General features: G+C 45.2%; 17 protein-coding genes. 9 read left to right on the top strand and 8 right to left on the bottom strand.

What is annotated here, in order from left to right:
- The first annotated feature begins 401 nt into the window (after positions 1 to 401).
- The 4 genes from AC1DSE_RS11855 to AC1DSE_RS11840 all read left to right on the top strand — a co-directional run bounded on the left by AC1DSE_RS11855 (position 402) and on the right by AC1DSE_RS11840 (position 5917).
- Complete coding sequence (locus AC1DSE_RS11855) at positions 402 to 1793, top strand: ABC transporter substrate-binding protein (protein ID WP_477512369.1); 1392 nt, start codon at positions 402 to 404, stop codon at positions 1791 to 1793.
- Positions 1794 to 1996: 203 nt separating this feature from the next.
- Positions 1997 to 3079 (top strand): carbohydrate ABC transporter permease, encoded by a 1083-nt coding sequence (locus AC1DSE_RS11850; RefSeq protein WP_076268933.1) that lies wholly within the window; start codon positions 1997 to 1999, stop codon positions 3077 to 3079.
- Between the two features lies 1 nt (position 3080).
- Entirely contained in the window at positions 3081 to 4172 is a 1092-nt protein-coding gene (locus AC1DSE_RS11845) for a carbohydrate ABC transporter permease (protein WP_430059722.1), read from the top strand.
- An 89-nt stretch (positions 4173 to 4261) separates the two neighbouring features.
- Positions 4262 to 5917 (top strand): glycoside hydrolase family 13 protein, encoded by a 1656-nt coding sequence (locus AC1DSE_RS11840; RefSeq protein ID WP_477512395.1) that lies wholly within the window; start codon positions 4262 to 4264, stop codon positions 5915 to 5917.
- Positions 5918 to 5993: 76 nt separating this feature from the next.
- On the opposite strand, the gene AC1DSE_RS11835 is transcribed toward AC1DSE_RS11840, so the two are convergent.
- Genes AC1DSE_RS11835 through AC1DSE_RS11825 form a run of 3 tightly spaced genes read right to left on the bottom strand, consistent with a single transcriptional unit; the run spans position 5994 to position 8916 of the window.
- A complete protein-coding gene (locus tag AC1DSE_RS11835; protein WP_477527705.1) occupies positions 5994 to 6809 on the bottom strand; it encodes an ABC transporter ATP-binding protein in 816 nt (271 codons plus the stop codon).
- A gap of 51 nt (positions 6810 to 6860) precedes the next feature.
- Positions 6861 to 7907: a FecCD family ABC transporter permease gene (locus tag AC1DSE_RS11830; RefSeq protein ID WP_477527704.1), complete on the bottom strand. Its 1047-nt coding sequence runs from the start codon at positions 7905 to 7907 to the stop codon at positions 6861 to 6863.
- 1 nt (position 7908) lies between these two features.
- The gene (locus tag AC1DSE_RS11825; protein ID WP_339204605.1) at positions 7909 to 8916 is read right to left on the bottom strand and encodes a FecCD family ABC transporter permease; all 1008 of its coding nucleotides are present in this window, start codon (positions 8914 to 8916) and stop codon (positions 7909 to 7911) included.
- A 197-nt stretch (positions 8917 to 9113) separates the two neighbouring features.
- Here AC1DSE_RS11825 and AC1DSE_RS11820 point away from each other — a divergent pair, with 197 nt between their 5' ends.
- The 3 genes from AC1DSE_RS11820 (at position 9114) to AC1DSE_RS11810 (ending at position 12537) form a co-directional block, all read left to right on the top strand.
- The gene (locus tag AC1DSE_RS11820) at positions 9114 to 10112 is read left to right on the top strand and encodes an ABC transporter substrate-binding protein (protein WP_477512367.1); all 999 of its coding nucleotides are present in this window, start codon (positions 9114 to 9116) and stop codon (positions 10110 to 10112) included.
- Between the two features lie 108 nt (positions 10113 to 10220).
- On the top strand, positions 10221 to 11171 hold the full coding sequence (locus tag AC1DSE_RS11815) for a cation diffusion facilitator family transporter (RefSeq protein ID WP_477527703.1): 951 nt from the start codon (positions 10221 to 10223) through the stop codon (positions 11169 to 11171).
- 337 nt (positions 11172 to 11508) lie between these two features.
- Entirely contained in the window at positions 11509 to 12537 is a 1029-nt protein-coding gene (locus tag AC1DSE_RS11810; RefSeq protein WP_477512970.1) for a C40 family peptidase, read from the top strand.
- A gap of 61 nt (positions 12538 to 12598) precedes the next feature.
- Here AC1DSE_RS11810 and AC1DSE_RS11805 read toward each other — a convergent pair whose 3' ends face one another.
- The 3 genes from AC1DSE_RS11805 to AC1DSE_RS11795 form a co-directional block, all read right to left on the bottom strand.
- The gene (locus tag AC1DSE_RS11805) at positions 12599 to 13243 is read right to left on the bottom strand and encodes a YqaA family protein (RefSeq protein ID WP_477512971.1); all 645 of its coding nucleotides are present in this window, start codon (positions 13241 to 13243) and stop codon (positions 12599 to 12601) included.
- 402 nt (positions 13244 to 13645) lie between these two features.
- Positions 13646 to 15061, bottom strand: a complete 1416-nt coding sequence (locus tag AC1DSE_RS11800) for an NAD-dependent malic enzyme (RefSeq protein ID WP_477527702.1) — start codon at positions 15059 to 15061, stop codon at positions 13646 to 13648.
- 83 nt (positions 15062 to 15144) lie between these two features.
- Positions 15145 to 16260 carry an MGDG synthase family glycosyltransferase gene (locus AC1DSE_RS11795; RefSeq protein ID WP_477512972.1) on the bottom strand — a complete coding sequence of 372 codons (1116 nt, stop codon included), beginning with the start codon at positions 16258 to 16260 and terminating at the stop codon, positions 15145 to 15147.
- Positions 16261 to 16464: 204 nt separating this feature from the next.
- Here AC1DSE_RS11795 and kapB point away from each other — a divergent pair, with 204 nt between their 5' ends.
- Positions 16465 to 16860, top strand: a complete 396-nt coding sequence (kapB, locus tag AC1DSE_RS11790) for a kinase-associated lipoprotein KapB (RefSeq protein ID WP_477512973.1) — start codon at positions 16465 to 16467, stop codon at positions 16858 to 16860.
- A gap of 7 nt (positions 16861 to 16867) precedes the next feature.
- Here the strand turns inward: kapB and AC1DSE_RS11785 are convergent, their stop codons facing one another.
- Positions 16868 to 18217, bottom strand: a complete 1350-nt coding sequence (locus tag AC1DSE_RS11785) for an SGNH/GDSL hydrolase family protein (RefSeq protein ID WP_477512974.1) — start codon at positions 18215 to 18217, stop codon at positions 16868 to 16870.
- Between the two features lie 419 nt (positions 18218 to 18636).
- Here AC1DSE_RS11785 and gltB point away from each other — a divergent pair, with 419 nt between their 5' ends.
- Entirely contained in the window at positions 18637 to 23241 is a 4605-nt protein-coding gene (gltB, locus tag AC1DSE_RS11780) for a glutamate synthase large subunit (protein ID WP_477527701.1), read from the top strand.
- 96 nt (positions 23242 to 23337) lie between these two features.
- Here gltB and AC1DSE_RS11775 read toward each other — a convergent pair.
- Positions 23338 to 23542: IS3 family transposase (locus tag AC1DSE_RS11775; protein ID WP_477527478.1), on the bottom strand; the 205-nt coding region annotated here is incomplete at its 5' end.

Here is a 23542-nt window from a genome sequence, read left to right as displayed (position 1 = left end):
GTTGAGAAGCTGCATGAGCTGATTACAACGGGGAAAGTTGAAGTGCTCAGAGAAAAGCTTCCACATCATTTAATTGTACGGGAGTCAACCAAGTCCTATTCATCATAGGCGTGAAACGATAATACTTAGATTAGAATATTAATAGCGAAACGGCTTTGCCTCTAAATTTTGGCTTTGGTCGTTCGCTTTAACTCCTCTCTGAAAAGCTTTTCAGAGCAATGGAAGCGTTATCTATTTAAAAGATTTCGTTTTCGATACCTGTTGAGCATAAAAACAACCTACATTGGCACTTTAAAGGAGGTGAGGCAACAACTTGTTATCTGACGTTAATTTAACGTTTCAAAAGGGCCGAGTAAGTGTAATTTAATTACTGATTACTTAAACATGAAAGGATGAGGTCTATGTACACGAGAAAAACAAAAAAAGCATCGACTGTCTTTATTCTAACGCTAGCGCTTGTGATGACGATTACGGCTTGCGGAGGGAAAAATAATAATACAACGAACCAGCCGACAGAGAAGCCAGCAGAGGGCGGAACGAATGCAGGAGCAGGGGCGGGCGACAGCGCGCTGGCTAAAGCATTAAACGGCGATTTTAAAGGTAAAAAGGTTACGATGTTCGGTCCGTTTACGGATGCGGATGAAGTGAAATTTAACGAAAGCATTAAAGCGTTCGAAGATAAGACTGGAATCGACATCGCGTATGAAGGCTCTAAAGAGTTCGAAGCAACGATTTCGGTACGTGTAAACGGCGGAAACGCTCCTGATATTGCGGATTTCCCGCAGCCGGGTTTGCTGAAGGGCTTTGTGAACTCTGGTAAGGTAATTGATGTAAAATCATTCCTTAGCGATGAGTATTTGAAGAAACAATACAACCAAAGCTGGCTTGACATGGCTACGATGAAAGGTACTAGCGGAGACGTAATGTCCGGCATCTGGGCACGCAGCAGCGTAAAAAGCTTAGTGTGGTACAACAAAAAAGCATTTGCAGAAGCAGGTTATACCGTTCCAAAAACATGGACAGAGCTTATGGCGCTGACTGATCAAATCGCGAAAGACGGCGATCCAGCTTGGAGCATCGGCATCGAGAGCGGTACAGCGACTGGCTGGCCGGCTACAGACTGGATGGAGGATATTATGCTCCGCACGACTACGCCTGAAAATTATGACAAATGGGTATCGGGTGAGCTTCCATTCACAGACCCTGTAGTCAAAAATGCAGCAGAAAAAATGGCTGAAATCTGGTTCAACGAGGACTATGTGTACGGTGGAAAAAAATCGATCGCTACAACATCGTTTGGTGATGCAGTTAAGCCGCTATTCGATAATCCGCCAAAAGCATGGCTTCACCGTCAAGCTGGCTTTATTACAAGCTTCTTCCCAGAAGGCTTGACAGCTGATGATTACGATTGGTTCCCACTTCCAGCCATTGATGAGAAATATGGTCAACCAGCTCTAATCTCAGGAGATATTTATGCTATGTTTAATGATCGTCCAGAGGTTCGCGCTGTAATGGAATTCTTCACAACGGGCGAGTCGCTCAAAGCTTGGATTCAAACAGGCGGCGTAACAGCTCCTATGAATGATGCTGATCCTTCATGGTACCCGAACGATCAAGAACGCAGAATGGCAGAATTCGTGAAAACAGCAGAAACGATTCGTTTTGATGGTTCTGACCTTATGCCAGGCGCAGTTGGCGCAGGTACATTCTGGAAAGGTATGACAGACTGGGTAAGTGGAACAGTAGATTTGGATACAGCACTAAAAGAAATTCAAGCTGGCTGGAAAAAATAATTGACTGCTGCTTGAGTGATTCGGGGGCTTCTCGCCGCAAGGGGAAAGCCCCTCTATAATCAGCGCAGAAATTGGTGGCTTTTACGAAGAAAGTTTTGCTACGCAAACCTAAGTTTATGCTTACGAAGATAGGTTTGCTACGCAAACCTAAGTTTACGCTTACGAAGAAAGGTTTGCTTCGCAAACCTTGGAGGAGGATTCATATGGAATTACAGGCTAGGAAAGGCAATGCTCTGCGGCTACTGTTGTTATCCATACTCGTGCCAGTTATCAATATTGTCATTCACGGGGGCATATTTATACTTTTCCGCGACTCCAACCTTCCGCCTATCCTCAATGCGGTGTTTGCAGTCATATGGGGAGCAGTTGGTATTTATTCGATATACTATTCGTTTAACTGGGTAGTTGAAAAGTATCCGGATCAATGGAAGCGGAGAATATTGCCTTTTGTATTTGTTGGCCCAGCGGTGCTGCTGCTTGGTTGGCTGCTTGTCTTTCCGACATTGCGGACGCTATACTTAAGCTTTTTTGATGCCGGCTCGGTCAATTTTGTCGGTTTCGCCAACTATGTAGCTGTATTTACGGACCGCCTGCTCATCATGGCGCTGCGCAACAACTTGCTTTGGGTGTTCTTTGGCACACTGGCTTGTGTTGGCTTAGGTCTTTTAATTGCGATACTTGCTGATCGAAGCAGCTTCGAGAAGCTGGCTAAGGGTCTCATATTTATGCCGATGGCGATCTCGTTCGTAGCGGCAGGTGTTATCTGGAAATTTATTTATTACTATCAGCCAGGCCAGGAGCAAATTGGACTGCTGAATGCGATCGTCGTGAAATTTGGCGGGGAACCGCAGGCATGGCTCAGTATGATTCAGCCGTGGAATAACCTGTTTCTTATCGTTATTCTCATTTGGATGCAAACAGGTTTTGCGATGGTTATATTCTCAGCTGCGATTAAGAGCATCCCAGAGGATATGCTGGAGGCCGCTCGTATGGATGGCGCAGGCGAGGTTCGCATTTTTTTCAAAATCATGATTCCTTACATTGCGGGAACTTTGTTATCCGTTACAACAACGATTATTGTGTTTACACTCAAAATCTTCGACGTTGTTATGATCATGACAGGCGGACAATATGAGACGGACGTTGTGGCAACACAGTTCTATCGCCAGCTGTTTATGTACCAAAATGCAGGTTATGGTTCAACCTTAGCCATTGTGCTTCTCGTTGCTGTCATTCCAGTCATCATAATCAATCTGCGGCAGTTCCGTAGAGAAGGAGGGTTCTAATATGAGCAGGAACAAAAAATCCCGTAAGTCCAAGTGGCTCGTGAATACAGTGCTAGCTGTCATATGTCTCATTTGGACTATCCCGACGCTCGGTCTGCTCGTTTCCTCTTTCCGGCCTGCAGCAGATATATTATCTACTGGCTGGTGGAATATACTGCCTCATCGAGATTGGAGCACAACAGAGCAAATTCAGCTGCCCAAGGACACCGATCTTCGTGAGCCAATTAAGGTGAATGGAACAACGTTTACCGATGATCAGCTGCGTGCGGGTGTGGAGCTTAACGGCGAACGATTGATCTGGGAAAACCGGAGAGCTAGACTTCTGAACGTACAGGATAAGCAGTGGACGATCATTTCAAATTTTACAACTCAGAACTATGAGACGGTGCTGGGTGGAAAAACATATTCCATCACGATGCCAGATGGTACGACCAAGACAGAGAAGGGCAGCGGTATGTCGCGTTCCTTCTGGAATACGATTGCGGTTACAGTACCAGCTACCGTAATTCCGATTTTCATCGCATCCTTTGCAGCTTATGCTTTTGCTTGGCTTAAGTTCCCAGGGAGAAAGACATTGTTTGTTATTGTCATCGCTTTGCTTGTCGTGCCTTTGCAGGTAGCGCTCATTCCGATTTTGCGCGATTATACATCGCTTGGACTGAACGGCACATACTTTGGGATCTGGCTTGCACATACGGCGTTTGGTTTGCCATTGATCACATATTTTATGTACACATCAATTAGTCAGCTGCCCAAGGATTTGTTCGAATCGGCATTTATGGACGGGGCAACGAATTTTACAATTTTCAGCAGGCTCATCCTGCCGCTATCCGTCCCTGCGCTAGCATCGATCAGCATATTCCAATTTTTATGGGTATGGAATGATTATTTGATATCCCTTATATTTCTCGGAAGCCAGCCTGAAGTGCAAGTATTGTCAATGAATATTGCAAACATGGTAGGCTCCAGAGGAAATGACTGGCATTTGCTTACAGCAGCAGCATTTGTTTCGATGCTCATGCCGCTCACCGTATTTTTTGCACTTCAAAAATACTTTGTTCGCGGGATGCTTGGCGGCTCCATCAAAGGTTAACAGCAGCAAAAGAATGGCGAAGCGTCTGGACACGGTGTCCCCTCGCGCGCCATTTGTTTGTATAGAGAGAAGGAGAGTTTAGAGTGCAGATAAAACCGGCTTGGTGGAAGGAATCAGTTGTTTATCAGGTTTATTGGCGCAGCTTTAAAGATACAAATGGGGATGGTATTGGTGATCTTCGAGGTGTTATTGAAAAGCTGGATTATATTCAATCGTTAGGTGTGACAATGGTCTGGATTAATCCATTTAATGAATCCCCAGACAAGGACAATGGTTACGATGTGTCCGACTATTATACGGTAATGAAAAAGGCAGGTACGATGGAGGACTTTGATCAGCTCGTTGCGGAGACGCATGCAAGAGGCATGAAGCTGATGATGGACGTCGTCGTTAATCATACATCGAATCATCATCCTTGGTTCATCGAATCTCGTTCCTCGATCAATAATCCGAAGCGAGATTGGTATATTTGGCAGGATGGTAGAGAGGGCGAGCCGCCTACCAACTGGCGTTCTTATTTTAACCCTTCAAGCTGGGAATTTGATGAGACGACGAAGCAATATTATATGCATTCCTTTGCGATCGAGCAGCCGGATTTAAACTGGGCAAACAAAGAAATGAGAATGGAAATCTACAACATGCTGCGTTTCTGGCTGGATAAAGGAGTAGACGGGCTTCGGCTCGACGCTCTGGCATTGCTGGCTAAGCCAAACAGCTTCAGCGATGTAGAAGATCCACATGACATCAGGTATTTAACACATAATCCGGGACTGCATGATTATTTGCAGGAAATGAACCGTGAGGTTTTCCGGCATTATGATATGATGACCGTTGGCGAAATCGCGTTCGCAACACCGGAGACAGGTCCTTTGTTCGTTGAAGAGGAGCGTATGGAGCTGAATACGCTGTTCCATTTTGAAGTTGCGGATGAAATGCCGGAATGGGATATGGTTCGTTACAAGCGGATCCAGAAGCAGTGGGCGGAGGCTTTGGCTGGCCGAGGGTTTGGCTCGCAGTTTCTAAATAACCATGATCATACGCGGCAAGTATCCCGTTATGGGAATGACAAGGAATTCCGCGAAGAATCAGCTAAGCTGCTTGCTACGATGGTCCATACGCTTCCAGGCATTCCATACATTTATCAAGGCGAAGAAATCGGTATGACAGGCGTAAGGTATGAAACGATCGGCGATTATAAAGATATTGCGATGATTAACAGATATGTGGAGGAAGTCGGCAAAGGCCAAGATCCTGCCGCAGTGTTTCGTTCATTGCAGGCGCTTAGCCGTGATAACTCCAGAACGCCAATGCAATGGAATACGGAGCTTAATGCAGGTTTTGGCAGCGCCGAGCCATGGATTAAGGTTAATCCAAATTATGAAGAAATTAATGTAGAACAAGCGGAAAAAGATCCAAATTCAGTATTAGCTTTTTATCGGAAGCTCATTGCGCTTAGAAAGAGCAATCCAGTCATGGTTTATGGCGACTTTACCGATATAAGTGAAGATGATCCTAATCTATATGTTTATGTACGAGAGCTGGAAGGAACCGAATGGGTTGTGCTTTTGAATCACGGAGAAGAGGCCCAAACTTTTACGTTCTCGGATTCGTTTTTTGGAGAGGAAGCTTTGAAGCTGAAGCTGGTGCTTGGTACGTATGAGAATACATTAAGCACTTGGAATGACGAAGGGCGAAGCATCGAGCTGAGGCCATTTGAAGCGCGAATCTATGAAGTAATCACCTAATTCCGCGTGAGCGTGCGATTATAAAGAAATGGTGGAGCAGAATAAACCCTGCCCCACCATTTTTTTTATTATGTGCTTAACGCACGCTTTCTTGCTTTAATGGCAGCTTGCGGCCTTTCCCGTAAGGGATGCAAAGGGGAGTGCCAAATATGGGATCTGYTGTGATTTGGCATTCCATATCAAACACGGTGCGTATAAGCTGTTCGTTCATAATGGCTTCCGGTTTGCCCTGCGCATGTATTTGGCCGTCTTTCACAGCTACAATGTGATCAGCATATCGGCAAGCTAGGTTAATGTCGTGCAGCACCATCACAATCGTACGATTCTCCTGCTCGTTTAAATCAAAAAGCAAATCAAGAATTTCGATCTGATGGGCCATATCCAAATAGGTTGTCGGCTCATCAAGCAAAATAGTCGGTGTGTTTTGGGCTAGCGTCATTGCTATCCAAGCACGTTGACGTTGACCGCCGGATAACGAGTCCAGTGAGCGCGAGGACAGTTCGTCCATATGCGTCACTTCAAGTGCTTTTTTGACCATCTTCTCGTCTTCATGCGACCATTGCTGCAGCCAGCTTTGATAAGGATAACGGCCTTGCTTGACGAGCTGATGGACGGTTAAGCCTTCCGGTGCAATTGGACCTTGAGGCAAGATCGCTAGGCGCCTTGCGATTTCCTTGCTAGAGAGTTTGGCAATCTCATGGCCATCAATAAGAATAGAGCCTTCTTGCGGCTTTAAAAGGCGGGCAAGGGAACGGAGCAGCGTTGACTTGCCGCAGCCGTTGCTGCCAATGAATACTGTGATCTTGCCGGGAGGGATCAGCAAATCAAGATTATTGAAAATCGCTTTTTGTCCGTAGGATAACGTAAGATTTTTCGCTTGAATGGAGGACACGATAATCTCTCCCCTTTGCTTATTATTGTTTAATTATAAACGCGCAGTGCGTTATGATCGGTTGCGATGGCGATACAATAAATAGATAAAGAACGGTGCGCCTATCGCTGCAGTGAAGACACCTGCTGGAATATCTAGCGGAAGGAACGCAGTTCTTGCGATAAGGTCAGAGAGCAGCAATACAAGCGACCCTATTAAAGCGGACACAGGTATTACGCCTCCATAAGACGGGCCAACAAGCTTCCGGGCAATATGTGGCGCCATAAGCCCGATGAAATTAATGGCACCACCTATAGCAACCGCAACACCTGCGAGCGCAACGCTGATGATGAGCAGTATCGTTCTTTTGATTTGGACGGAGCTGCCAACGCTTGTAGCAACCTCATCGCCAAGCTCCTGGACATTAAGATGCCGAGCATAGATAAGCGCAATTGGAAACAAAACGACAAGCCATGGAAGCAAAGTCCAAAAGTCTCTGTTCCATGATACGCCGTAGATGCTGCCAGTCATAAAAGTAAAGGCTTTGACGGCTACCGCAGTAGGCGTGAAGGATGACGTAAGGATAAGCATGTAGGTAACCGCAGTTAATGCGGTAGCCATTCCGATACCAATTAGGACGAGCCTGAGCGGCGTGATTCCTTTTCGGTAAGCAAATAAATAAATGAGGAACGCGGCGGCAAAAGCTCCAATAACAGCACTGATCGGCATGAACCGGATGCTTATATGCGAAAAATACAAAATGAATATAACGGTGCCAAGTGAGGCTCCGCCCGTAATGCCGATAATATCGGGAGATGTCAAAGGATTGCRCACAATACCTTGCAGCAGCGCCCCTGAAACAGCGAGTGCTGAGCCTACCATTACAGCAATCAACACGCGTGGCAGACGAAGTGAAAAAATAATCATCGCATCTGACGAATCACCTTGTCCCACAAAAGTAAGTAAAACATCGATAGGATTAATGGTTTTGCTGCCAAGCCCAACACAAATGACGACTGCTGCTAAATTGGCAATTAGCAACATAACAATCACCATTAATGTTCGGCGGTCAAGTTGAAAGGAGTGTTTGCGGCCCCTGAGTGTGATCCATTTATTCATATTAGGATTGGCCTCCTCTTCTAGCGATAAACACGAAGAAAGGAACACCAATAATCGCTGTCATGATTCCCACGGGAACTTCCTTCGGAAATGAAATATATCTTGATCCGATATCAGCAGCAAGCAGCAATATGCCGCCAAACACCGCGCAGTATGGAATAACCCAACGGTAGTCAATGCCAACTAAATAACGCATTAGATGAGGAATAATAATGCCAACGAAAGCAATAGGGCCAGCCATAGAGACCGAGCCGCCTGCGAGCAGAACGATAATAATTCCAGCTGCTAATTTGATATAGACGGTTTTTTGACCTAATCCTACAGCAACGTCTTCTCCAAGCGCCAGCACGTTCATATGTCTTGCAAGCACGATGGCCGCTATCAAGGCAATACCCATATATGGAGCAGCGGCTGTAAAGATGTTCATGTCGCGTCCTGAGACGGAGCCGACAAACCAATAAAGCACCTGATCAAATGTCTGGCCGCTTGTAAGCAATACGCCCAGCGTGAGCGAAGAGAAGAAAGCAGTCATAGCAGCGCCAGCAAGCGTAACCTTCAGCGGAGTCAAACCATCGTTGCCGATCGAGCCAAGCGAGTAAACGAGAGTCACTGTAAAGGCTGCTCCTACAAACGCCAGAGTTGCAAAAGTCGTCATGCCGCTAGCTCCGAAAAAGGCAGAGCCGATGACGATGAAGAAAGCGGCTCCTGAATTCACGCCGAATATGCTCGGAGAAGCAAGCTGATTGCGGGTAATTCCCTGCATGAGTGAGCCTGCTACAGCTAGACTCGCTCCGACTGCGGCTGCGATAAACGCGCGCGGCACTCTTGCCGTTTGAATGATGAGCTGCTCCTGAGAGCCATCAAATGCGGTAAATGAAGCTAAAATCGTGCGCCAGCTAATATTCGTTACTCCAAATGCTATGCTGCAAACGATACCAGCAGCAAAGAGGAGCAAGCCGGTTATCAGCCCTATTATTTTCTGGGCTCGTGTATGTAATAATGTACTCATAATTTCCTCTTTCCTTGATGTCAATTGTGAAGGGTATTCATGATTTAGGACTACTAAAACATTTTAGGGGATCATGTACATAGTGTCAATGAAGTTGAAAATCATTATCAACAGTTATTGACTTTGTTTTATATGGCTGGTATAGTTTCGTTTGTAATAAAACTGAGAATGATTTTCAACATGAAGGGGAGAAAAAAATGTCTTATGTATTAAAGAAGAAATTTACTTGGACAGCATCCGCCCTATTGCTTGCACTAGCCGTAATTGTTTCGGGATGCGGCCAATCCGGTTCAAAAAATAACGAAGGCAATTCATCGGCGACAGAAGGAACAAACGCGTCAAAGACAGAAGACACGAGAGTAATTACGCATGCAATGGGCGAGACCAAAATAGAAGGCAATCCAACTCGTATCGTCGTATTATCTAACGAAGGAACAGAAGCGTTGCTGGCACTTGGCATTAAACCGGTAGGCGCGGTGAAATCTTGGACAGGCGACCCATGGTATGACCACATAAAAGCGGATATGGAAGGTGTTACCGTTGTAGGTGAAGAGAGTCAGCCTAACATCGAGCTGATTGCAAGCCTAAAACCTGATCTTATTATTGGTAATAAATTGCGCCAAGAGAAAGTTTATGATCAGCTTAAGGTTATTGCACCTACTGTGTTTTCTGAAACGCTTCGTGGTGCTTGGCAGTCTAATTTCATGCTATATGCTGATGCGATCGGCAAGAAAGCTGATGGCGAAAAAATCATTGCCGACTATGACAACCGTGCAGCAGACTTTAAAAGTAAAGCTGGCGACAAGCTCAACCAGAAGGTATCAGTCGTTCGGTTTATGGCGGGCAAAACGCGCATTTACTTAGAGGATACTTTTACAGGGATTGCATTCTCGAAGCTTGGAATTACACGTCCAGACAATCAAAAATATAAAGATACATTCGTTGAGGAAATTACGAAAGAACGTTTGCCGGAAGTAGATGCTGACATGTTGTTCTACTTCACTTATGAAACGGGTGATGGCAAAGGAACGAAGATGGAAGAAGAAATGTTGAAGGATCCTTTGTGGCAAAGCCTTCAAGTTGTAAAAAATAATAAAGCGATTAGAGTGAGCGATGCGATCTGGAATACAGCCGGCGGCGTCATTGCAGCTAATCTAATGCTTGATGAAATTTATAAGATTTATGAAATTAACTAAATAGTCGCTTTTTAAAGCAGTCGGTTCTTATACCGGCTGTTTTTTTCTTATAATAACGGGTAAGTTAATTAGGATATGATCGTTCGAATCGATACACTGGATTGTTGCATGGGTGCAAAAATACATACTTTTATTGCTTGGGGGGTATTTAAGCTGAATCAGTATGATGAGATTAAACAAGGCGAGAAGGGTGCTTGGGTCAGTATAGGCGCTTATTTGGGATTATCCGCCATCAAACTCGGAGCAGGCTACTGGTTCGTATCTGGAGCACTCGTTGCAGACGGCTATAACAACCTTACTGATATTGTTGCGTCAGTAGCCGTACTGATTGGATTGCGAATTTCACAGAAGCCGCCGGATAAGGATCATCCATACGGACATTTTCGAGCGGAGACCATTGCAGCACTTATCGCTTCGTTCATTATGGCGACGGTGGGCATCCAAGTATTGATCAGTGCTGTAAAATCATTGTTTGCTGCTAATCATCATATACCTAATCTAATGACAGCATGGATTGCTTTATTTGCTGCGGCATGTATGGGCGGGGTTTATATATATAATCGAAGGCTGGCCCTCCGAATTAACAATCAAGCTTTATTAGCGGCAGCTAAGGATAACTTGTCAGATGCTCTTGTGAGCATAGGGGCAGCTATCGGTATTATAGGATCACAATTTGGCTTGCCATGGCTTGATCCTGTAGCGGCAATAGCTGTAGGTATTATAATATGTAAAACGGCTTGGGAAATTTTTTATAGCTCTACGCATGCGCTTACGGACGGCTTTGATGAGAATGAGCTGTCCTCTCTAAGTTCAACAATTGCCAAAACGAAAGGTGTTAAATCGATTAAGGATATTAAAGCTAGAGTACATGGCAGTCATGTACTTGTCGATGTAATCGTTCAGGTTGATCCCGAGCTTACATTGATCGAAAGCCATCAAATAAGTGACGAAATCGAGCGTCGAATGAGTAGGAAGCATAACATAATGAGCATACATGTTCACGTTGAGCCCGATGAGCTAATCGAGAATACAGGGGCAAGTAAGCCGGAAAATCATTAAATCCAATCGGTAATTGTTGCCAAATGAGTTCAAAATCAAAATTTATGGTTCAAATGGCATGAAAGGCTGATTCTGCCAAAAGACCTACTCTTCACATGAAAATCATACAATTTAGTTGCAGTGATGGAGTAAATTTCAAGTGCATATAGGTACTAAGGCATCCTCTTAATTGGGATGTCTTTTTTTTGTGTACATACGACGATTTTGTGGTTCTTAAAACCTATTACGAAGAGGGGTTAAATAGGCTTTTTGGTCGATACTTGTCTAATCTAATCGAATTTACAATGAAGCAGAACCGTGAAACTTAAACTGTTTACACACCAAGGAGGCGTAAGGATTGCAACACAGCATGAAAAAAAGGATGGCAACAGCAACGTTAACGGCAGCATTATTGTTTAGTTCACTTTCAGTTCCAGCAGCGCTGGCGGCTCAGACAACACAAGCAGCAGAGGTACAATCGAGCGTAAATATGCGCACATCACCTTCGACATCAGCATCCATTATTCGCAGTTTAAAGAAAGGCGAACAAATTACGGTGATGAATAAGGTTAATTCATATTGGTATAAAGTAGCAGATTCTTCGGGTAAACAAGGTTACATATCGACCTCATCACAGTATATTGAGCTTCAAACCTCGGTTCCTGCACAAGACGGCAATGCAGTCGCTCTATCTTCTGTTTCTTTCCGAAAGGCGGCATCGACATCGGGTGAACGCATTCGATATTTGAAGAAAGGTGAGCAGGTAACTATCGTAGAAAAGACAAACAGCTATTGGTATGAAGTGAAGGATGGCAACGGTATTCGCGGCTATGTAAGCACAGATTCTTCCTACTTGAAAGTAACTGGGACTATTCCTGGTGGGAATACTGGGGGGAACACGGGCGGCAATGGCGGTGGAACAGTTACGAATCCTGATGTATCAAAAGATAAGCAGGTTGAGAAAATCATAGCTGCAGGGATGAAGTATTTAGGCACCCCTTATGAATACAGTTCTGATCGCAACACGACGACAACTTTTGATTGCTCCGATTTCGTGAGACAAGCCTTTCTTGATGGCGTCTCTCTGAAGCTCCCGGCTGACTCTCGTCAGCAAGGTCAGTACGTAAAGGATAAAGGTTCTATTACGACCAACTGGAAGCAGTTGAAACGCGGTGATATCGTATTCTTTATGTCCTATAAAGGAACGAAGGCATCAGCCTATAATGGAATTGATAAATCTAAAGCTACGATTACTCATGACGGGATTTATTTGGGAGACGGCAAAGTATTGCATACGTATTCGAAAGAGGGGGGCGGTGTTACCGTCAGCAGTATTGAAGGTACCCATTGGGAGTATCGTATACTGTTCGGTGGAAGCGCGTTATAACCTCAAAAAAGCCAGTTAGGATTTATTCCTAACTGGCTTTTTTACATCTGTATGAAATTGCTTATGAATCTATTTGAATTTTCGCATTATCGTTATGTTTAATTTGTTCGTTCTGGACTGCTTCAACTTCTTTGTCCTCGAGCGCTTTCTTCTTGTTACGTCTCTTGCGAAGAAAAAGATAAACAATGAGAATAGGCACGGCTCCTAAAAAGATATACAAGGAAACATCCTTAACCATGCTTTCCGCAGCGCGTCCGTAGAAATAAAATAATGATCCAACAATATAGAACTTTAAGCCCCGGCCAATTGCTGCGTACCCGATTAATCTCCAAAGAGGGAAATTTAAGCAACCAGACAATATTGTAAATACTTTGAATGGAATAGGTGTGAAAGAGCCGATAAGAATGGCTGCTTCGCCATTTTTCTGAAACTTATCCGTAGCGGCATCGATCCATTCTTTTTTTAGAAATTTATATAGAACGGATTTGCCCATAATCTTTCCCAAATAATACCCGACAGGTGTACCTAGGAGGCAGGCGATATAGCCCACAGTGGCCAGCCATAATGCTGTAGATGGATTGAGTATGCTCAATGAAACTTGAAGAAAAAAAGCAGGAATGGGAAATATAACTGCGTCTAGAAACGAATGAATAAACAATCCGAGTGGACCGAAATCCTTTAAAAAATCGACTACGGCTTGAAACATTACCAGGCTCCCTTTCCATCAACTAACCTGCACATAAAGCCTGCTTTTACGAAATATACCGTGTGTAAATTCCACTTATGCTAACATATGCTGCAGCTTGTTGAAAAAGCGCTTTAGCGCTTGATATTTTAATTATAGCATAATTTTTTCGCTTAAGAAGATGATACTTGTCATGTGTTTCATCTCCGCTTCTCTAGTTCCTCTAGACCAAGTGCTTAAGAACGAATACGTGATAACCTGCTTACAGGTTTCAACGTCTTTTTCAGAATATTCTCTCCCAGCATTTTCAATTCTTATGATTATTGATGATTTAGAAAAATTCACGTTGCTAAAAATAAAAAAAAGCTCGTTACGGGGGCCGTAAACGAGCGGAGATTACTACAAAGAATAGAATGGCAGCAGCTACTCCCGAATTTGACGGCGAGAGACACCGCTTTGCTGAGCAGCCTGTATGACGCGTCGCCGTACTTCCTCAACGACTCTCGTGTTGAAGACGCTAGGAACTATATACATAGGGCTCAGTTCTTCATCACTGATAACGGAGGCAATGGCTTCTGCTGCCGCAAGCTTCATCTCTTCATTAATTGTGGCAGCCCGGCTATCGAGCGCTCCACGGAAAATTCCCGGAAAGCAGAGAACATTGTTAATCTGATTAGGATAATCCGATCTCCCCGTAGCAAAAACAGCGACGATATCCTCAGCTAGTTCAGGGCGTATTTCAGGCTCTGGATTCGCCATTGCGAAAACGATTGGATCTTTTGCCATCGTTGTAATATGCTCTCGCGTCAATATGYCGCCGGCCGAAACGCCTATAAAAACATCAGCGCCGTTTAGCGCTTCAGCTAAACCGCCTGTGATGCGCTCTTCATTCGTATGATTAGCATACCACTGCCACATAGGGTTGTCATAAACACAGTCAGCGGACAATATCCCAGCCCGGTCCACACCGATAATATGTTTTGCTCCTCCGGCGATCAGCATTTTTGTACAAGCGGTTCCTGCTGCCCCGATTCCGCAAATAACGATGCGAGCCTCTTGGAGGCTTCGATTTGTCAGCTTCAGCGCATTTAGCAGCCCCGCGTATAATACGACCGCAGTACCATGCTGATCATCATGAAAGACAGGAATATCAAGCTCCTGCTTTAACCTTTGTTCAATTTCAAAGCAGCGAGGGGAGGAAATATCCTCTAAATTAATGCCGCCAAAGGCAGGCGCAATGTTTTTGATCGTTGCAATGATGGTTTCGGTATCCTGCGTGTCGAGGCAGATCGGGAACGCATCKACATCGGCAAATTGCTTGAACAGCATCGCTTTGCCTTCCATGACAGGCATAGCTGCATATGGACCGATATTGCCGAGGCCAAGCACCGCGCTTCCGTCGGAAACGACGGCAACCATATTTCTTTTTATGGTGAGCGTATAAGCTTTGGATGGTTCTTCAGCGATCGCTTGGCATACTCTAGCCACATCCGGCGTATAGACACGGGACAAATCATCGCGGTTTTGGATCGGCGTTTTCGGCTGAATTGAAATTTTTCCTCCAAGATGAAGCAGGAAGGTACGGTCGGATATATGAACGAGCCGAATGCCTTCTAATGATTTCAAGGCTGTCGTAAGCCGTTCTGCTGCGCCATGCTCCGATATTTTCACAGTTAAATCGCGCAAGCTTTTGTTTTTGTCTGTATGTATGACGTCTATGGCGATAATATCGCCTTTGGCTTGTTCGATTGCTGTAGCTGCTCGGCCAAACTGCGCAAGATTCGTATCAATTTCCAACCTCAAAATAATCGTTTTTCCGTCTGTCATCTTCGAACTCATTATAAACAGCTCCCTTCATCAGATATACTATTTGGATAAGGGCATACAATTTATGCTTCATTCTTATTTTAAAAAGAAAACCGTCACTGCATCAGTCGCAGGACGGCGTTTGGACAACTCGTGGGGTCGTATTGTTGATTGCGTTTGGTAAGCAGGCTGTCTCTAAACTGGCCTGAAGCGTAAGGCTCATGAATAAGCTTGAACCACTTATCGACAGTATCGTTCGAATCGAGCATTTCTCCAAATCCGTTATTGATGAAATATTCGCAGTTCTCTTCTTCTTGTCCAGGAATMGGCTCATAAAACAGCATTGGAATTCCTTTGCTCATTCCTTCTGTGCAGGTCATGCCGCCAGGTTTCGTAATTAGAAGATCGGAGACATCCATCAGCTTGTTCACCTCGCGAGTGAAGCCAAGTATACGAATGTTAGGATGCTGAAAAAGGGGATCGGCAAGCATTTTTTCCTTCATCTTCTCGTTTGAGCCAACGCAGTAAATGAGTTGTGTGCTTTCCCGCCATTTGGTCATATATTCAAGGGCATTGTCCTCGTATAAAATTCCCCAACCGCCGCCCATTATGAGTACGGTCGGCATGTTTTTCAAATCAAATTGCGCTCTAATCTCTTCTTTCTCGTATGTATGCCAGAAGTTGGGGTGAACAGGGATTCCTGTTACTTCAATTCGGTCTGTTGTAACCCCTTTTTCCATGAGCCGCTCTTTCACAAGCTCGCTTGAAACGAGGTATTTATTGACTTCTTGGTTTACCCATGACCCATGTGCATCATAGTCTGTAATAAGCGTATATAACCGTATGTCTAGTCCTAGACGTTTGAGCCGAGCAACGACAGCATTCGGTACAGGATGGGTGCATACGATTAGTTCTGGCTTCAGCTGGGATATGACCTGTGACGTTTGGGTATAAAACACACGATGAAGCGCAAGCTGTGTAAAGCGGTTAAGCGACTTCTTATAGTTGCTGCGGTACATAAGACCGACCATCTTTGGTTGTTTGCTTACCGTTTTGCGATATGCAGATATAATCCACGGACCAAGCACCGGATTAAGGAAATTTCCTAACTCGATGACGCGGGTCTGAATCCCCGGACTTAATTGCTTGAGTCCGACAGCGAGCGCATAGGCAGCTTGGGTATGACCAGAGCCAAAGCCTTCAGAGAGCAGAAGCACTCTTTTCTTACGCATTCATTCCACCTACTTTTCTAATTCCATATTACGATGCAAGTGCGACTAACACAAGTTTTATCCGCTAGGGTTGCGAATAATGTGGTGGATAAATTATCCTAGAATGAAGATGTACATGTTATTATTATATGTAACTAAGTAGTCAACTATATTTACATATATTTTACAAGCAAATATAACATAATAAAGTGAGGATGGTTCGATATGGAACGAAATAACCAGGTTGACGATAGTTTGAAAATAGGGGACAACGTTAGAGCTGAAATCCGCTCCGGTCATTATCTAGGTGAGCTTGTTGAAATTAACGGGCCTCGTGCTCTCGTAAAGGTATTAGCTGTGTTAAAGCATCCTGAGCAAGGAGACCTGCATAATCCTTATAATCCAGACGTGCCTATGTTTCATGAGCGTCGTGCACTAAGCTTTACAGAAAAAACAAATGTTTTGCTGCGTGACGTAAAGCGGCATACAGGTACTATTCCTGAGTATAACGATTCTTTAAGAGCTGCCGCAGAAGCCGAAATTGCTTCACTGGATCGACTGCAGCGCTGGGCGGCTAAAGGCTTGGAGCAAATGCAGCAGCTCTTAAAGGAATATAAATAGCTTTATATTATTTATTAATGAAGACGGTTTTTAGAGTATCGCGATAAATCACTTGGAATTGCAATCCTTCTGATAATGCGGCAAGCGGAACATATAACGTGCTTGCTTTGCCAACGGTATGAATAAAAGCAGGCGGTGTATTTAGTGCTTTAACTGCACCGTTTTCACGGAAAGAGGATTGCCCTACCGTTATATCCACCGCTCGATCGGCAACTTTTATAGTTGCCGTCTGCGCAGCGGCGTTCCATTTGGTGGTAGCGCCTAATGCGTCTGCAATGCTCCGAAGCGGTACGAAAGTGCGATTATGAACAACCATTGGTTTATTTGCGCTAATCATTTCTTTTCCATTAACGACAATAGCAATAGCAGCCTCATCATCCTTCGCTCTTGGCTTAACGATGCGATAATCTCCCCAAATGGCCTTCGAAAAGGATTTCCCCATTGCAGCATAACCCGCCCTGCTAGGATGTATGTCCCCTTTTGCAATTGAAGTATAGCTTAGCTCATTATCTATGAAGGAAGATGAGACATTTGCGATTTTAACATTAAATCCTTCTTTCACAAGCCGTTCGATTATCTGATTTAAGCGTTCCCGCAGCTGCTTGATGCTATCCTTCAGAAACAACCGGTCAGCCTCAGGGTAAAGAGGAAAGATGAGCGATCCTACCTTTAATGGAGGAGGGATTGGCAGATATTGATCTGCGATAATGATTTGGGCATTTGGCTGCTGAGAAAGCAGCAATCTTAGAGCAGGCTCAAGCTCCGTCTCGTAAGTGTCCAAAGCCTTGTCCAGCACAGCAGTCGTCTCGGCACGATCGGCACCCTTATTTAACTTGTCGAGAACAGCATACAAGTCGTTGCCGCCTATTGTCATTACGATTAGATCAGCTTCACTTAAGGCAGAGCGGAGCAGCGATGTTTCAACAAATATTCGCTCTGCGCGTGGATCGGGCAGCCCGCTCTGAATATCAGAGCCTTTTACGCTGGCACCGCTCACAACGGCTTCAATCCATCGCTTTAATCCTGATGTTTGGAGCCCTAGCACCCCATAATTGATGTACTCTGCACGAAGTCCATGGAATAAAGCTTGTTCGTATACATGCTCTACGAAGCCATATGGAATGGATTGTTCGGTAAAGCCATATTCGTAGCCGGCAGTTAATGAATCACCAACCGCGACGATGCGGTAAGTGTGATCATCTATCTTTTTGTCAACTACAGAGGCTGCATGAGCAGTAGGAGCGTTATTCCCGGCAGTGCTTATACTTAGTGGAGAGAAAATACCGGTTGTAAGCACGATAGCGATCAATACTGACGATGCAGCGCGAAACGCCGCTTTCCTAAACTTGCTATACAATAAGTACACACTCCTCTGTTAAAATAAAAGGAAATAAAAACTGCTGGGTATGCTATGATGATACTCCGCAGAGAATCGAAGCTAACGCCTTCCAAAACCATCTTCAATAATTGAATTTGTAGTAAAATAGTGCAAACTATTATGAAAATATTAAATTGATTCCGCTTTGGCCTAATGATAAAATAACAGGATAATCGCTATGACGCGGTAAAGGCCGGGTGTGGTCAATTAAACGTTAACGCTCTATAAGAGACGTTTCCGTTTAGCTTAGGAATGTCAAGGAGCAGGCCGGTGTGCCTCGCTGACTACCATTCTATGATAAAACAAGCCAAAAATGAAGCGTAATGCGTATTCATCGGTGCTTAATTTCAACACGTTCACGCTTACCCAAAAATCTTCTCATAGAAAGGTTGCTCACAATGAAAGAACATATTTTGGGATTGCCGCCGAAGCAGGGGCTCTATGATCCGCAGTTTGAGAAAGACGCATGCGGCATGGGCTTTGTGGCCAACATCAAGGGAATCAAGTCACACAAGGTCATTCGCCAAGCGCTGATGCTGCTCGAGAATATGGAGCATCGCGGTGGTCAAGGCAGCGAACCGAATACGGGAGATGGAGCAGGTATTTTACTTCAAATTCCTCATACATTTTTTGCGGCTGAATTAAAGAAGCAAGAAATTGTACTTCCCGTCGAAGGACACTATGCCGTAGGTATGATTTTTATGCCGCAGGATGAAGAAGCTCGCCGTGCAATTGAGCGTGAAGTGGAAACGATCGTTCAAGAGGAGAACCAATCGGTTATCGGTTGGCGTACGGTTCCAACGGATGATAAGAAACTGGGTGAATCCGCATTAGCTGTTAAGCCTTATGTTCGTCAATTGTTTATCGGCATGAACGACAGCCTGAAGGACAATATGGCATTTGAACGCAAATTATATGTTATTCGTAAGCGCGCTGAGCTTGCGATTCGTTATGCCGGCAAAGAAGGCGGCAATATGTTTTACTTCTCTAGCCTATCCTCCAGAAAAATCGTATATAAAGGAATGCTTACGACAGAGCAGGTGCGTTCGTTCTATACCGAGCTGAACGATGAATCCGTTGTTTCGGCAATGGCGCTTGTACATTCCCGTTTTAGTACGAATACATTCCCAAGCTGGGAACGCGCTCATCCTTTCCATTATATGATTCATAACGGAGAAATTAATACCCTTCGCGGCAATGTGAACTGGATGCATGCCCGTCAAACCTTGTTTGCCTCTGAATTGTTCGGTGATGATATCGAGAAAATCAAACCTGTTATTAACCCAGATGGATCGGATACAGCAATGTTCGACAACACGCTGGAGTTCCTATTCTTGTCCGGTCGTTCAATGGCACATGCCGCAATGATGATGGTGCCAGAGCCTTGGTCCAATCATGAGAGCATGAGCGACGAGCGCAAAGCATTTTATGAATACCACAGCACATTGATGGAGCCATGGGATGGCCCAGCTGCGCTTGGTTTTACTGACGGCGTAAAAATCGGTGCGGTGCTTGACCGCAATGGTCTTCGTCCAGCTCGTTATTACGTAACGAAGGACGATCATATTATTCTCGGCTCCGAGGCTGGAACCGTGGAGATTCCGCCAGAGGATATTTTGTACAAAGACCGCTTGCGTCCAGGGCGCATGCTGCTTGTAGATACAGAGCAAGGCCGCATCATTTCTGATGAAGAAGTGAAAGCGGAAATCGAGACCGAGCATCCATATCGCGAATGGCTGAATGAGCATCTTGTTGATTTGGAAGATTTGCCGGAAGCTCCTGAGCTGCCAGAACCAAACCATGCTACTGTTCAAATGAGACAGCAAGCATTCGGATACACATTTGAAGACATTCGCAAAGTGCTTGAGCCGATGGCTGGCAGCGGCATGGAGCCTATCGCTTCAATGGGTYATGATGCACCGCTGGCGGTGTTGTCAGAGCGTCCGCAGCGTTTGTACAATTACTTCAAGCAGTTGTTTGCACAAGTTACGAATCCGCCTATTGATGCGATTCGTGAGGAGATTATTACTGCGACAGGTACAACGATTGGTCCAGAACGCAATCTGCTTAATCCAGAGCCAGAGAGCTGCCGACACATCAAATTGGATACGCCTATTTTGTCTAATGAGCAATTCGCCAAGCTGCGCCATGTGCGCCGTCCTGGCTTCCGTTCCATTACACTCCCGATCTTCTTCCCTGCAAATGAGGGTGAGACGGGCTTGCGCGCTGCGCTTACACAAATGTGTGAAGCGGCTGATCGTGTTATTGCGAAGGGACATAATCTGCTTATTCTATCCGATCGTGGCGTCGACAAGGAAAATGCTGCAATTCCAGCTTTGCTGGCAGTAGCGGCACTGCATCATCATCTTATTCGCCAAGGTACACGGACAAAGGTTGCTATTTTGCTGGAATCCGGCGAACCTCGTGAAGTGCATCACTATGCATTGCTGCTTGGTTACGGCGTAAGCGCAGTTAACCCTTATCTTGCATTTGAATCGCTTGACGACATGATTAAGCAAGGCATGCTTCGCGGCGTATCACATGATAAAGCAGTGAAAAATTATATTAAAGCAGCCACTAAAGGCGTTATTAAAATATTGTCCAAAATGGGTATCTCGACCATTCAATCCTACCGTGGTGCTCAAATTTTTGAAGCGCTCGGTTTGAAAGAAGATGTGATTAACGAGTACTTCACATGGACACCGTCCCGCATCGGCGGCATCGGTCTAGATGTTATTGCTGAAGAGACGTTGAAGCACCATAACCGCGCTTTCGCTGAGCAAGAAGGCGGAGAGAAAGAGCTTGACTCTGGCGGTGATTACCAGTGGCGTAAAGATGGCGAAGACCATTTGTTTACACCGCAAACAATTCATACGCTGCAAATGGCTTCTCGTGCGAATGACTACAAGCTATACAAAAAGTTCTCTGCGCTTGTACAGGGCGAGGACAAAAAACATCTTACGCTTCGTTCTTTGCTCAAGTTTAAGGAAGGCCGTCAAGCCGTTCCGCTTGAGGAAGTTGAATCACTTGAATCCATCGTAAAACGCTTCAAAACAGGTGCGATGTCATTTGGTTCAATCAGTAAAGAAGCCCATGAGAGTCTGGCTATTGCGATGAACCGCCTAGGCGGCAAATCCAATACGGGCGAAGGTGGAGAAGATCCAGCACGCTTTATACCAGATGCGAATGGCGACTCCAGACGCAGTGCGATTAAACAAGTAGCATCGGGACGTTTTGGCGTAACGAGCAACTACTTGGTTAATGCAGATGAGATTCAAATTAAAATGGCTCAAGGCGCTAAGCCTGGTGAGGGCGGTCAACTGCCTGGCCTTAAAGTATATCCTTGGGTAGCCGAGGTTCGTGGTTCCACGCCTGGCGTAGGACTGATCTCGCCGCCGCCGCATCACGATATTTATTCTATTGAGGATTTGGCAGAGCTTGTTCATGACTTGAAAAATGCTAATCCACGCGCAAGAATCAATGTAAAGCTGGTATCTGGTGTTGGCGTTGGTACGATTGCGACTGGCGTTGCGAAAGGCCGCGCAGATGTTATTATGGTCAGCGGTTATGATGGCGGAACTGGAGCTTCTCCAATGGGCTCGATTCGTCACGCAGGTTTGCCGTGGGAGCTTGGTCTTGCAGAAACACATCAAACGCTAATGCTAAACAAATTGCGTGACCGTGTTGTTCTTGAGACAGATGGCAAAATGATGAATGGCCGTGACGTTGCGATTGCTGTACTGCTTGGAGCAGAAGAATATGGCTTCTCGACGGCTCCGCTTATCGTGCTAGGCTGCATCATGATGCGTGTATGCCAATTGGATACTTGTCCAGTAGGCGTTGCAACTCAAAATCCTGAGCTTCGCAAAAAATTTATGGGCGATCCTAGCCATGTTGTTAACTACCTGCGCTTCATTGCTGAAGAGCTGCGTGAGATAATGGCAGAGCTCGGTTTCCGTACCATTCAAGAAATGGTTGGCCGCGTCGATATTTTGGAAACGAAGCAGCTGCTTGAGCATTACAAAGCAAAAGGTATTGATCTCTCTGGCTTGCTGTACGAAGCTGATCTACCACAGGATGCAGTTCGCTACAATGTTCAAGAGCAAAACCATGGTCTTGAATTGTCGCTTGATATGCAGCAGCTCGTTCCACTTGCAAAGGCTGCGATTGAGAATGGCGAGCGCGTGCGCGGAACATTCCCTATTTTGAACACGAACCGTGTTGTTGGTACGATTCTTGGTAGCGAAGTTACCCGTAAATACGGTGCAGCAGGTTTGCCGGAAGATACGATTTCTTACCATTTTGTCGGAACGGCTGGCCAAAGCTTTGGTGCATTCGTGCCAAAAGGAATCACATTGTCAATCGAAGGCGATTCGAATGACTATGTAGGAAAAGGGTTATCCGGCGGTAAAATCATTGTAGCACCGTCACCAAAGGCAACTTTTGTGGCTGAGGACAATGTTATTATCGGTAACACAGCGCTGTATGGTGCTACTAGCGGTCAAGCCTATATCCGCGGTGCAGCTGGCGAACGCTTCGCTGTTCGGAACAGCGGCGCAAATGTAGTTGTAGAAGGTGTCGGCGATCATGGCTGTGAGTATATGACAGGCGGACGCGTCGTTATTCTTGGCCTAACAGGTCGTAACTTTGCGGCAGGTATGTCTGGCGGAGTCGCGTATATCTACGATGAGAAAGGCGATTTCTACAATCATTGCAATCTGGAGATGGTATTGCTGGAGCGCCTAGAAGACTCTGTAGATGTTGCTGAACTTCGTGGTTTGATTGAATCACATGTTAAGTATACAGAGAGTGCGATTGGTAACCGTCTATTGAATGATTGGGAAGCATCGCTTTCGAAATTCGTTAAAGTTATTCCTAAGGACTACAAGCGTATGCTTGAACAGATCCGCAAGGTTGAAGATACAGGCTTAGTGGGCGAAGCGGCACTTCTTGCAGCGTTCGAAGCGAACAAGAAAGAGCTTGCACGCGCAGGCGGCAAGTAATTCAGACTTATTTTATAAATCGTATATACGAGTAAAGGGACTGTCCCTGAAGTGAACTGCACCCCGTCAAGTAGACATTACAAATAATAAAACCTGTTAAACGGCCTTAGTCCTAAACTCCATTGGACTGAGGCCGTTTAGTTTCGCCTGTAATCGTTCGTAATTGTAAAAGTGAATGTAGGCTTCAATGTCCCGTTCAAGCTCATCAAAAGTTCGGTATGTATGCAAATAATATTTTTCGCACTTCAGGGTTCCCCAGAAGGATTCTATGGGACTGTTATCAATGCATCTCCCTACGCGA

Source organism: Paenibacillus sp. 01L418 (genome assembly GCF_056400045.1).
Note: the sequence above shows the minus strand (reverse complement) of the source record. Positions and strands in the feature narration are given on the sequence as shown.